The organism is Bradyrhizobium sp. MOS001 (assembly GCF_004634465.1).
Lineage (GTDB): Bacteria > Pseudomonadota > Alphaproteobacteria > Rhizobiales > Xanthobacteraceae > Bradyrhizobium > Bradyrhizobium barranii.
Window position 1 is genome coordinate 127,821 of the sequence record NZ_SPVJ01000007.1, and the last position, 12,364, is coordinate 140,184.

The window sequence follows — 12,364 nt, forward strand, 5'->3', positions numbered from 1 at the left end:
GTTCAAGGTTTCTGCTACAAACCATCTGTGAGCAACGCTCATAACAGGGAGCAGCAAATGTTCAAGACCGTAGTGACACTTTTCCGCGGCAGCGTGGCCGCCGCAGGCGAGGAACTGGAAGACCGTACGACCCTTCTGATCCTCGACCAGCAGATGCGCGACGCGGCCGCCGCCGTCGAGCGCAGCAAGCGGACCCTGGCGCTGGCAATCGCCCAGGACCAGCAGGAAGGCCGCAAGCTCGAGGCGACCGTGGCCCGCATCGCCGACCTCGAGACCCGCGCGGTTGCGGCGCTCGACGGTGGCCGCGAGGACCTCGCCAAGGATGCTGCCGAAGCCATCGCAGGCTTGGAGGCCGATCGCGATGCGGCGATGACCGCACGCGCATTGTTCGCGACCGAGATCATCAGGCTGAAGCGCCACGTCGCAAGCGCGCAGGCCCGCATCACCGAGCTCGATCGCGGCCGTCGTGTCGCCCGTGCCTCGGAAGCGGTGCGCTCGCTTCGTCGCAGCGGCATTGAGGCGGCACGCCCTTACGAATCCACGCTGCCGGAGGCGGAGAGCACCTTGAGGCGCCTGCGCGACCGGCAGATGGAAGCCCAGGCCGCTGACGACGCGCTGGTCGAGCTCGATGCGGCCAGCGGTCCGCTCGCCACCGCCGAACGGCTCGCCGAGCAGGGCTTTGGCCCCCGGCTCAAGACGACCGCGGACGACGTGCTGGCGCGGTTGAAGTCCAAGCGCATGCCGACCGCCTGATCCCAAACCCAATCATCATTCGAACCAACAGGAGACCATCATGAACCAGAACGGCCAGCCCCACAGCAGCGCCTGGGTGACCTTCACTTACGCGTCCTTCGCAGCCTCCGCGTTCCTCGTCGCCATCGGCATCTTCTTCCTGCCGATCGATCTCTGGATGAAGGGATATCTCACCATGGGCATCGTGATGCTGATCCAGACCTGCATCACCTTGACCAAGACGGTGCGCGACAATCACGAGAGCAGCCGGCTGGTGAACCGGATCGAGGATGCCAAGGCCGAGCGACTGCTGATGGAAGTGTCCAAGGCGGCTTGAGGCGAGAGCGCATAAAAGCGCGAAATAGCTGCAGTATGGAGCGGCGGATGCCGTAGCATCCACCGCTCGCGCCGTGAGACCATCCACCATCGAGCGGTCGCCGCGTGCGACGAATCGCGGATCTTCATATCGCGCCTGCGAAATGCAACCGAGCCATGACGGATCGCGCGGGCGGGCGACCTTGCGCGCCGGCACGGGCAGGGGCACTCTGCGCAAGCGGCGCACAAGAACGCCGCCAATAAGATTGCACGAGGAAGCTCCATGGCGGTGACGCGGATCGACTGCGACATCCACCCGGCGGTTGGTGGCACGCGCACGACGCTGCTTCCTTATCTCAGCGATCACTGGAAAGAGCAGGTCGTGAGCCGCGCCATCGACGGGCTTGATCTCACCTCCTATCCGCCGAGCATGCCGCTGACCGGCCGTGCCGACTGGCGGCCGGCCAATGGCGTCAAGCCCGGCTCCGACCTCGCCATGGTGCAGAAGGGCGCCTTTGATCAATTGGGCGCCAGCCACGCGATCCTCAACGTGCTCTATGGCGCGCAGGCCGTGTTCGACGCCTACATGGCGGCAGACTTCTGCAAGGCTATCAACGACTGGATCGCCGCCGAATGGCTGTCGCGCGATCCGCGCCTTCGGGCCTCCATCGTGGTGCCGATGCAGGATCCGGATCTCGCGATCGAGGAGATCGAGCGCCGCGCCGGCGACAATCGTTTCGTCTCCATCCTGGTATTGGCGCAGGGCGAGACGCTGTTGGGTCGGCCGCATTTCTGGCCGGTGTACCGGCTCGCCGAGAAGTACCAGCTACCGCTGGCGATCCATGCCGGTACGCAATATCGTCAGGCGCCGAGCTCGGCCGGCTGGCCGTCGCACCGCTACGAATATTACTTCGTCGAGGCGCAGGCGTTTCAGGCGCAGATCCTGAGCCTCATTTATGAAGGCGTTTTCGGCAAGTTTCCCAACCTGAAGGTCGTGCTGATGGAATCCGGCGTGAGCTGGCTGCCGGCCTTCATGTGGCGCGCCAACAAGACCTGGCGCGGCGTCCGCGTCGAGGTTCCCTGGGTCGAACGCGAGCCGGCTGCAATCATCCGCGACAATTTCCGCGTCACCATGCAGCCCTTCGATGCGCCGGGCGACGCCAAAAGCGTCGAGGAGATCATCGACCAGATCGGCTCGGAAAAGATGTTCCTGTTCGCGTCCGACTATCCACACTGGCAGTTCGACGGCGACGATCCGATTCCGCCGAACCTGCCGAAGAGCATCATCGCGAAGATGTGCGTCGACAATCCGCTGGAGACGTTTCCGCGGTTGTCGCTGAATTGACGCATGATCCGGAAAAGTGGGTACCGGTTTTCCGATAAGATCATGCGCAAACAAAAAGTTTGGAGGATCGCATGAGTGACGTCATCGACCGCCCGCTGCTCGACGAAGAAAAGCCCGCCGCCTCGCGGTTGCGCATCGTCGATTGCGACGTGCATCCGAGCTTGCGCTCGACCGATGATCTCAACGAGTTCCTGCCGAAACGCTGGCAGCAGCATCTGAAGGAGTATGGCAGCCATCTGCGCACGCCTTATCTCTTCACCACGCCCTATCCGCGGTCATCGCCCTTGATCGCACGGCGTGATGCGTGGCCGCCGACCGGCGGGCCGCCCGGCTCTGATCTCGCCTTCATGCAGAAGCAGCATCTCGATCCGCTCGATGTCGAGTTCGGCATTTTGCAGGTGCTCGATCTCTTCATCTTCTCGCAGCAGAACCTGGAATTCGGCGCCGCGATCCAGCGCGCCATCAACGATTGGCAACTGGCGTTCTGGTCGCATCGCGATCCGCGCCTGAAGGCGTCGATCCTGGTCGGGCAGGACGGCGTGGATCTCGCCATCGCCGAGATCGAGCGCTGCGCCAAAATCGGCGAATACATCCAGATCAACGTCTCGCCGCGCGCCAACGAGCCGCTCGGCCGCCGTCGCTACTGGCCGATCTACGAGCGCGCCGAGGCGCTGGACCTGCCACTCGGCATCCATGTCGGCGGCTATGGCGGGCATGCGCCGACCGGCGGCGGCTGGCCGTCCTATTATGTCGAGGAGCACCAGTCCAACGCACACACCATCGCGGCGCAGCTTGCGAGCCTCGTCATCGAAGGCGTGCCGGAGCGGTTTCCGAAGCTGAAGATCGTCTTCATCGAGGGCGGCTTCGGCTGGATCCCCTCGGCGGTGTGGCGGATGGACCAGCATTTCGAGCGCTTCCGCAGTGAGGTGCCGCATCTCAGGCGCAAGCCGTCGGAATATGTGCGCGAGCATTTCTGGTTCACGACGCAGCCGATCGACGAGCCCGACGAGGCGCGGCATCTGCGTTCGCTGATCGAATGGGTCGGCATCGACAGGCTGTTGTTCTCGTCGGACTATCCGCACTGGGATTTCGACGATCCGCGCTTCGCCTTCAAGACGCCGCTCTCTGAAGCCGAGCGGAAGAAGATCTTCAGCACCAATGCCCGCGCGGTCTACAAGTTCTGAGCAAAGAGGTTCTGAACGGATATGGCCCGTCACATCGTCGCGCGCACCTCGGAGATCCCGCCCGGCGGCAACAAGGTCGTCGATATCGCGGGCCGCGACATCGTCGTGTTCCACGTCAATGGCGAGTTCTTCGCACTGTTGAACCGCTGCCCGCACGAGGGCGCGCCGCTGGAGAAGGCCGCTTGCGTGGCGCGGCTGACCTCGCCCGAGCCCGGAATCTATGAGCGCTCGCGCGTCGGCGAGATGCTGCGCTGTCCCTGGCACGGCTGGGAATTCGACATGCGCAACGGCCAGTCCTGGTTCGATCCGAAACGGGTCAAGATCCGGTCCTATCCGGTCGCGGTGGAACGTGGCGAAGAGTTGCAGAAGGGCCCATATGTCGCCGAGACGTTTCCGGTGCATGTCGAAGACAGCTATGTGATTGTCGAGGTCTGAGCCGGCATTGCCGATTGAGATTCCAACGCAGGTGCGTTATGGCTCTCGCGCTTTCCAGAGGCGGAGATGAGCTTTGTCGAAACAATCCCTGCGTGAGGAGGCCGAGCGCCTGATCCGCGAATCGATGGAAAAGAAGACCATCGTCGTCAAGCAGGGCTCGACCCGCATCGAGGCCGTCTGCGGCAAGTGCGGCGCCCCGAACCGGGTGCAGGCGGAAAAGGGCCAGAGCCGGGTCAAATTCGCGTGCAAGAATTGCGGGCATCAGCAGGAAACGCTGTAGGGCGCTTGCGCGGTATTGCTGCGCCGCGAGGCTCTAGCTCCTCATCCTGAGGAGCCCGCTGAAAGCGGGCGTCTCGAAGGATAGAGGCCGAGCTGTCGCAGCGGGGCCTTCATGGTTCGAGACGCGCGTTCCGCGCTCCTCACCATGAGGGTCTGATAGTCAGTCCCCCTTCACGAACTTCGCGAACGCGTCGGCATAGTCCGGGTGCCAGCGCGACAGCGGCGGGCGGTTCTCGACGATGTCTCCCGCCGCCCACAGCATCCGCTTCTCGTCGAGCTCGCGCGGCACGTCGTTGTCCGGGCAGAGGATGTAGAAGTCGCCGGCTTCCAGCCGTGCCAGCATGAAATCCACGGTCTGCTCAGCCGTCCAGGCCCCGGCCGGCTTCTCGGTGCGGCCCTTCGCGGTCAGGCCGGTGAAGACGAAGCCGGGGATCAGCAGATGCGCGGTGATGCGGCAGTCCTTCGTGTTGCGCAGCTCGTGTTGGAGCGCTTCCGTAAAAGCCTTCACGCCGGCCTTGGAGACGTTGTAGGCGGGATCGCCGGGCGGCGTGGTGATGCCCTGCTTCGAGCCGGTGTTGATGATCAGCCCAGCCTTGCCGCGCGCGATCATGCCGGGTGCGAAGATGCGCGAGCCGTTGATGATGCCCCACATGTTGACGCCGATGATCCGCTGCCAGTTGTCGGGCTCGCCGAACAGCGTGCTGCCCGGCTGGATGCCGGCATTGTTCATGAGGATGTCGGTGCCGCCGAAGCGCTCGCGCACGCCGCGTTCCAGTTCCGTCACGCTCTCGGCCTTGCTGACATCGACCGCGAACGTCATCACATGTGTGGCAGGCGTGACGGATGACAGTTTTGTTGCAGCTTCCGCCAGCCGCGCCTGATCCACATCTGCGATGCACACCTTCATGCCGGCGCGCGCGAAGGCCAGCGCGGCAGCCAATCCGATACCGGATGCGCCGCCCGTGATCACGGCGACATTGTCTTTGACGATGGCGGAATGTGGCATGGTTGGTCTCCGGGGAAGGGCTCGGTCGAGCTATAACATGGCACTCGCGCGACCCTGCACAAGTCGGCATGGGAGGTCTTCGTTCCACGCCGCCTTTACGCCTTTCCGGCGGCGCTGTATTCTATTTGACCTAACGATCCCGCCCAGATCGAACCAATCAATCATTTGACAGGGAGTGCAGCCATGGCTGTGTCGCAGGCTATTCCGATCACGCGCCATCCGTTCGCCAACGGGTCCTACAAGCAGATGCTGATCGACGGGAAGTGGGTCGATGCTGCCTCAGGCAAGCGCTTCGAGACCCACAACCCCGCCACCGGCGAATTGCTGGCGACGGTCGCCGAGGGCGACAAGGAAGACATCGACCGTGCGGTCGCCGCCGCTCGCCGTGCCTTCGAAGGCCCCTGGAGCAAAGTCAAACCGTTCGAGCGGCAGAACCTGCTGCTCAAGCTCGCCGACCTCGTCGAGAAGAATTTCGACGAATTGTCGCAGCTCGACACGCTCGACATGGGCGCGCCCCTCAGCCGCACCCGCGCCTATCGTCTGCGCGCCGTCGGCATGCTGCGCTATTACGCCGGCCAGACCACCGCGATCCATGGCGAGACCATCGAGAACTCGCTGCCCGGCGAAATCTTCTCCTACACGCTGAAGGAGCCGATCGGCGTCGTCGGCGCCATCATTCCCTGGAACGGCCCGCTTACCGCGACGATCTGGAAGATCGGCCCGGCCATCGCGACCGGCTGCACCGTGGTGCTGAAGCCTGCCGAAGAGGCGCCGCTCACCTCGCTGCGCATCGCCGAACTGGCGATGGAAGCCGGCATTCCGCCCGGCGTCATCAACGTCGTGCCCGGCTATGGCGAGACCGCGGGCGCCGCGCTTGCTTCGCATCACGACGTCGACAAGGTCGCCTTCACCGGCTCGCATGTCACGGGACAATCGATCATCCGCGCCTCGGCCGGCAACCTCAAGCGCGTCTCGCTCGAGCTCGGCGGAAAGTCGCCGGACATCGTGTTTGCCGATGCTGATCTCGATGCCGCCGTCCCCGGCGCCGCGATGGCGGTGTTCGCCAATTCCGGCCAGATCTGCAGCGCCGGCACGCGCCTGTTCGTCGAGCAGTCGGTCTACGAAGAGTTCGTCGGCCGCGTCGCCGAGTTCGGCAAGAAGCTGCAGGTCGGCAACGGCCTCGATCCCAATGTGCAGATCGGCCCGCTCGTGTCCGAGGAGCAACTCAAGCGCGTCACCGGCTATCTCGACATCGGCCAGAAGGAAGGCGCGCGTGCGCTCGCCGGCGGCGGCCGCGTCACCGAAGGCGCGCTGTCGAAGGGCTTCTTCGTCTCGCCGACGGTGTTCGCGGGCGTGCAGGACAACATGCGCATCGCGCAGGAGGAGATTTTTGGTCCCGTCATCTCCGCGATCGCGTTCAAGGACATGGACGAGCTGGTCAAGCGCGCCAACAACACCACCTTCGGCCTCGGCTCGGGCCTGTGGACGCGCGACGTCAGCAAGGCCCATGCGGTGGCGAAGAGCTTGCGCGCCGGCTCGGTGTGGGTGAACTGCTACCAGGCGATGGACCCGGCCGTACCCTTCGGCGGCTACAAGATGAGCGGCTACGGCCGCGAATCCGGCAAGCAGCATGTCGAGGAATATCTCAACGTGAAGGCCGTCTGGATCAAGACGGCGTAGGGCGTTTCTGCTGCCGCGTCCGGGTTTCAGCGGCTGATCTTGCTTGCGGCGACGAGAGGCTGCTTGCGACGACCAGAAGTTGTTTCCCGGGCGCTACAAGCGTTTTGAAACGGCTGTTGTCCGCGATCTCGCAAGGATTGTTATCCCATTTCGAACGTCGGCCCGTTACTGCTGGTCAACGTCAATGTTCGGGTTGGGATATCGAGAATGCTTCGCTTCACTTCGATCATGCTTGTGGCTTTGGGCGTCGCCTCGACGCAGCCCGCGGTCGCAGCCGATATCGCCGCGCGTGCGCCGCTCTACAAGGCGCCGCAATTGCCCGTCGCCTACAACTGGTCGGGCTTCTACGCCGGCGTGAATGTCGGATATGGCTGGAGCGATGATGCGATCAAGCTCGTGCCGCACGACCCGGTTTTCACCGCGGGTGTGCTCGACGTGGCCCTCGCGGGTGGCCTTGTCCCGCCGTCATTGGCAACAAACCCGCGTGGTGTGCTGGGCGGCGTGCAGGCCGGCTACAATGTGCAGACGGGCTCCCTGGTATGGGGCGTCGAAGCCGATATCGCGGCCGCCGGCATCAAGGGCAGTTCGACGGTCTCCCGAACCCTGCCGGTCTTTCCGGACATCATGACCAGGCAAGAGCAGAAGGTCGACTGGTTGGGGACCGTGCGCGGCCGGATCGGTGCCACCGTTACACCCGACCTGATGCTCTACGCGACCGGCGGTCTTGCCTATGGACATGTCAAGGCGTCGACGTCGATCGTGGATCCCACGCTTGCGGCCGGCACGCCCTGCCTCAACGTGATCTGTGGGGCGGGGACGTCGGAAAGCTGGCGCGCGGGCTGGGCCGTCGGCGGTGGCGGCGAGTACCGCTTTGCGTCGAACTGGAGCGTCAAGCTCGAATATCTCTATTATGATCTCGGCAGCGAGAAATACACTTTCTTCAATCCGCTGTTCCCGTTCACTCCGGGCCCCGCGCGTGGCTTTGACGCAACCGCGGATTTCACCGGCCACATCGCGCGGGTCGGCCTGAACTACAAGTTCGGCTCGGGCCCGGTCGTCGCGAAATACTGATCCGCCGTTCTGGACGGACAGCAAGCCCCGGGCCCGGCCCGGGGCTTTTTGCTTCTGCCGCTTCTTTCGGCTGGCCAGCCATCCACCCAAGCGACTTCCGGGCTGCCACTCTTTCTCATATGATCCCCGTCCTCTCATCGATCATTCCGGGGATCACATGAAATTCGAGGCGTTGTTCAAACCGTTGCAGGTCGGTCCGTACAAGCTGGCGCATCGCGTCGCGTTGGCGCCGCTGACGCGCATGCGCGCCGAGCGCGCGAGTTTTTCGCCGCGGCCGCTCAACGCCGAATATTACGGTCAGCGCGCCACGCAAGGCGGCTTGATCATCGCTGAAGCGTCCCCCGTGCTCTCGCATGGCCGCGGCAACCCCGCGACGCCCGGCATCTATTCGGAGGCGCAGATCGCCGGCTGGCGCAAGGTGACGGATGCCGTGCACGCCAAGGGCGGCATCATCTTCCTTCAGCTCTGGCATGTCGGCCGCGTTTCGCATTCGTCCTTCCACGGCGGTGAGCCGCCGGTCTCGGCTTCGGCGATTGCGATCAAGGCCGAAGGCATGAAGGCGATGACCGCCGACGGCAAGATTTCTGATTACGAGACCCCGCGCGCGCTGGAGACCGACGAGGTCAAGGGCGTCGTTGAGGCGTTCCGGCAGGGCGCGAAGAACGCGCTTGCCGCCGGCTTCGACGGCGTCGAGATCCACGGCGCCAACGGCTATCTGCTCGAGCAATTCCTGCAATCACGCAGCAACCAGCGCACCGATCAATATGGCGGTTCGATCGAGAACCGCGCGCGGCTGCTCCTGGAAGTCACGCAGGCGGCCATCGACGTCTGGGGCGCGAACCGCGTCGGCGTGCGGCTGTCGCCCCACGGCATCGCCAACGATTCCGGCGAGCCCGATCCGATGCCCCTCTACACCCACGTCGTGAAGACGCTCGACAAGCTCGGCCTTGCCTATCTTCACTTCATCGAGCCGCGCTCCAGCGGCGCTGGCCGTGCCGACGTCCACTGGGAGAACGTGCCGTCGGCGATGGTGCTGTTTCGTCCGCTCTACAGCGGCGTGCTGATGACCGCCGGCGGCTTCACCGGCGAGACCGCGAATGCGGCGATCGCCGACGGCCATGCCGACATCATCGCCTTCGGCCGCATCTTCATCTCCAACCCAGATCTGCCGCGCCGCCTTCGGCACGACTATCCGATCACGCCGTATAACCGCGCGACGTTCTACGGCGGCGAGGAGAAGGGGTATACGGATTACCCGGTGTATGACGAGCTCGCGACGGCGTAGAGACCTTCGTAGCCCGGATGGAGCGCAGCGAAATCCGGGTTTCTCACCTCGCCGATAGACTTCCCCGGATTGCGCTTCGCTCCATCCGGGCTACAGGTCTATATTCGTAGCTCCGACGAGCCCACAAACTCCGTCATTGCGAGCGTAGCGAAGCCATCCAGAGTCTTTCCGCAGAGGCAGTCTGGATTGCTTCGCTGCGCTCGCAATGACGACGGAAGGACCTACCATGGCCAAAGCCGCAGTCGCCGCAGGAACCGCCACTGGCCAATGCCTCTGCGGCAAGGTCACCTTCGAGATCGACGTCCCCGCGCGTTGGGCCTGGCATGATCATTCGGCCAGTAGCCGCCGTGCCCACGGCGCGGCCTATGCGACCTATGTCGGAAGCTGGAAGAAGCGCTTTCGCATCACCTCGGGGAAAACCGCGCTCGCCCGCTACGAGGACAAGGCCACCAGGACCGCGCGCAGCTTCTGCGCCCATTGCGGCACGCCGATCGCGTACGAGCGGCCGCGCGGACCGCACATGGTCAACATCCCCCGCGCACTATTCAACGAGCGCACCGGCCGCCAGCCGCTCTATCACATCGCGATCGAAGAGCTTCAGGAATGGGCCTATACCGGCGAGCCGCTGGTGCCGCTGAAGGGCTTTCCGGGCGTGGTCTGGCAGCGCTCGAAAAAGAAGAAGCGCGCTAGCGGCGAAGACCCTTTCGAGCTCGGCCGCGAGGAGGTGCTTTAGCCTTGGCGGCGACCTTGGTCTTCGCCGCAACAGCCTTCCGCGGCGCCGCTTTGCGTCCCGCCGCATTCGCCGCCACGAAGTCGAGCCCGCGCTTGACCCATTTTTTCAGATCGGCATCGCTCTGATAGCCGTCCGGCGCGACGCGCACAAAGCCGGTCATGATGCGCCCGCGCATTTCCATCGGGCTGGCGTGCGGCTCCTGCAGCATGCGTGCATGCGCGTCCGGGCCGACACGGATCAGCATGCCGCCGCGCCCGCTTACGGTGCAGCACATGGTGTTGTTCACCATGAAGCAGAGGCCGCCCATCATCTTCTTTTCCGCGACGTCTCGCTGACCCGCCAGCAATTTGCGCACCCGCGCCGCGGTGTTCTCGTCATAGGCCATCGCGTCTCCCCGTGCAGGTTTACGCTCGAGCATGTTCCCAGCTTGCCCGCGCCGACGCAAGTCTGCCATGACGGCGCTTCCTTGCGTGCCTCGGCCAAGTTCGGCCATCATGCCTCACCTTGCGGCAGCGCCCGCGGGGCCTGGAGGAAACATGAAGAACAAGATTACCGGCCGCTCCGCTTTTCTCGCGCTGCTCAAGGACGAGGGCATCACCCATCTGTTCGGCAATCCCGGCACCACTGAGCTGCCGATCATGCACGCGCTGAAGGACCATCCTGATCTCACCTATGTGATGGCAATGCAGGAGAGCCTGGTGGTGGCGATCGCGGATGGCTACAGCCGCGCCTCCGGCAAGCTCGTCGCCTGCAACGTCCATGTCGCGCCGGGGCTCGGCAACGCGATGGGCTCGCTCTACAACGCCCAGTTCACGGGCACGCCGATGATCCTGACCGCCGGCCAGCAGGAGCAGGGCCACGGCCTGATGGAGCCGGTGCTTTATGGCCCGCTGGTGCGTATGGCCGAGCCGCTGGTGAAATGGGCGGTCGAGGTGACGCGGCTGGAAGATCTGCCGCGCATCGTCCGCCGCGCCGCCAAGGTCGCGATGACGCCGCCGACCGGGCCGGTGTTCATCTCGCTGCCGGGCGACATCCTCAACAGCGAGGCCGGCATCGATCTCGGTCGCTCCACCCGGATCGATGCTCGCGTAAAGCCGTCGGACGAGGCGCTGAAGGCGTTTGCCGCGCGGCTGCTCAAGGCTGAACGTCCCGTCATCGTCACCATGGACGAGGTGGTCAAGAGCGATGCACTGAAGGAGGCCGCCGAACTCGCCGAGCTGCTTGGTGCGGCCGCCTATCAATCCTCGACGCCCTACGGCTCGCATTTCCTCTCGGAAAGCCCGAGCTTCCTCGGTACGCTGGCCCGCGTGCAGAAGGTCGCGCGCGACACACTCGCACCTTACGATCTTCTGATCGCGCTTGGCGGCGATCCCTTGCGCATGTCCGTCTACAGCGAAGTCGATGCGCTGCCGGATGGCCTGGGCATCGTGCAGATCGGCCTCGTCGATTGGGAGATCGCCAAGAACTACGGGGCTGAAATCGCGCTGAAGGCGGATCTGAAGGAAACGCTGCGGGCGCTGATCCCGATGCTGAAGGAGATGGGCGGCGCCGCGCTGGCAAGCCGTGCAAAGCAGCGCCTCGTCGAACTCGCGCCGAAGAACTGGACCGCGCGGCGTGCCGCGCTGGTCGAGCAGATCGGCAAGAGCGCCGGCCGCAGCCCCATCGATCCCGACTTCCTGGTGCTGCAAATGGTCGAGGCCATGCCCGATCATGCGATCCTCGTCGACGAAGGGCTCACCTCGAGCCGCCAGATCACGGCGCTGCGTCCGCACCGCGACCGCTTCGGCTATCATGGGCTTGCCTCCGGCGGCATCGGCTGGGGCCTGCCGGCCTCCGTCGGCGCCAGCATCGCCAATCCGGATCGCCCGGTGGTTTGCTTCTCCGGCGACGGCAGCGCGATGTATTCGATCCAGTCGCTGTGGACGGCGGCGCATCACAAGCTGCCGCTCAACGTCGTCATCGCCAACAATGGCGGCTACCGCATCATCAAGCAGCGCCTGCTCGCCTTCCATGGTGACGACAATTACGTCGGCATGGATTTCGTCGATCCGCCGGTGGATTTCGCAGGGATTGCGAAGGCGCTCGGCTGCGAGGCGATCAAGGTGAGTGATCCCCGCGAGTTGAAGGCGACGCTGGCGTCGGCGTTCGGTCGGCCGGGGACGAAGCTGATCGAGGTAATGGTGGACGGGAAGGTGTAGGGCAGCGCGCCATCGCGTCGGTGCTCGCCACGTTCTCAGCTGTCATCGCCCGACTTGATCGGGCGATCCAGTATTCCAGAGACGGCTGTGATTCCTCGATA

At 64.4% G+C, this 12,364-nt stretch carries 13 protein-coding genes; 11 read left to right on the top strand and 2 right to left on the bottom strand.

The annotated features are described in order from the left end of the window. The first annotated feature begins 57 nt into the window (after positions 1–57). The 6 genes from CT676_RS13220 (at position 58) to CT676_RS13245 (ending at position 4,291) form a co-directional block, all read left to right on the top strand. Complete coding sequence (locus CT676_RS13220; protein ID WP_085403421.1) at positions 58–753, top strand: PspA/IM30 family protein; 696 nt, start codon at positions 58–60, stop codon at positions 751–753. A gap of 40 nt (positions 754–793) precedes the next feature. Then, positions 794–1,069, top strand: a complete 276-nt coding sequence (locus CT676_RS13225) for a YiaA/YiaB family inner membrane protein (RefSeq protein WP_014491840.1) — start codon at positions 794–796, stop codon at positions 1,067–1,069. A 261-nt stretch (positions 1,070–1,330) separates the two neighbouring features. After that, positions 1,331–2,392: an amidohydrolase family protein gene (locus CT676_RS13230; protein WP_085403420.1), complete on the top strand. Its 1,062-nt coding sequence runs from the start codon at positions 1,331–1,333 to the stop codon at positions 2,390–2,392. A 71-nt stretch (positions 2,393–2,463) separates the two neighbouring features. Next, a complete protein-coding gene (locus CT676_RS13235) occupies positions 2,464–3,576 on the top strand; it encodes an amidohydrolase family protein (RefSeq protein ID WP_167768044.1) in 1,113 nt (370 codons plus the stop codon). Between the two features lie 21 nt (positions 3,577–3,597). Continuing rightward, positions 3,598–4,011, top strand: coding sequence for a Rieske (2Fe-2S) protein (locus CT676_RS13240; RefSeq protein WP_014491843.1), 414 nt, complete (start codon positions 3,598–3,600; stop codon positions 4,009–4,011). 73 nt (positions 4,012–4,084) lie between these two features. Further along, positions 4,085–4,291: a hypothetical protein gene (locus CT676_RS13245; RefSeq protein WP_014491844.1), complete on the top strand. Its 207-nt coding sequence runs from the start codon at positions 4,085–4,087 to the stop codon at positions 4,289–4,291. A 159-nt stretch (positions 4,292–4,450) separates the two neighbouring features. On the opposite strand, the gene CT676_RS13250 is transcribed toward CT676_RS13245, so the two are convergent. Then, a complete protein-coding gene (locus CT676_RS13250) occupies positions 4,451–5,296 on the bottom strand; it encodes an SDR family NAD(P)-dependent oxidoreductase (protein WP_085403419.1) in 846 nt (281 codons plus the stop codon). A 183-nt stretch (positions 5,297–5,479) separates the two neighbouring features. On the opposite strand from CT676_RS13250, the gene CT676_RS13255 reads away from it, so the two are divergent. The 4 genes from CT676_RS13255 to CT676_RS13270 all read left to right on the top strand — a co-directional run bounded on the left by CT676_RS13255 (position 5,480) and on the right by CT676_RS13270 (position 10,065). Then, a complete protein-coding gene (locus tag CT676_RS13255) occupies positions 5,480–6,976 on the top strand; it encodes an aldehyde dehydrogenase family protein (protein ID WP_135214800.1) in 1,497 nt (498 codons plus the stop codon). A gap of 207 nt (positions 6,977–7,183) precedes the next feature. Next, complete coding sequence (locus tag CT676_RS13260; protein ID WP_085403417.1) at positions 7,184–8,047, top strand: outer membrane protein; 864 nt, start codon at positions 7,184–7,186, stop codon at positions 8,045–8,047. Between the two features lie 157 nt (positions 8,048–8,204). Further along, positions 8,205–9,332 carry an alkene reductase gene (locus CT676_RS13265; RefSeq protein WP_085403416.1) on the top strand — a complete coding sequence of 376 codons (1,128 nt, stop codon included), beginning with the start codon at positions 8,205–8,207 and terminating at the stop codon, positions 9,330–9,332. Positions 9,333–9,558: 226 nt separating this feature from the next. Further along, a complete protein-coding gene (locus CT676_RS13270; RefSeq protein WP_041954128.1) occupies positions 9,559–10,065 on the top strand; it encodes a GFA family protein in 507 nt (168 codons plus the stop codon). Here the strand turns inward: CT676_RS13270 and CT676_RS13275 are convergent. Continuing rightward, the gene (locus CT676_RS13275; protein WP_085403415.1) at positions 10,019–10,450 is read right to left on the bottom strand and encodes a TfoX/Sxy family protein; all 432 of its coding nucleotides are present in this window, start codon (positions 10,448–10,450) and stop codon (positions 10,019–10,021) included. The two genes, CT676_RS13270 and CT676_RS13275, sit on opposite strands and share 47 nt — an antisense overlap. Positions 10,451–10,601: 151 nt before the next feature. Here CT676_RS13275 and CT676_RS13280 point away from each other — a divergent pair, with 151 nt between their 5' ends. Continuing rightward, positions 10,602–12,263, top strand: a complete 1,662-nt coding sequence (locus CT676_RS13280; RefSeq protein WP_085403414.1) for a thiamine pyrophosphate-binding protein — start codon at positions 10,602–10,604, stop codon at positions 12,261–12,263. The last annotated feature ends 101 nt before the right edge of the window (positions 12,264–12,364 follow it).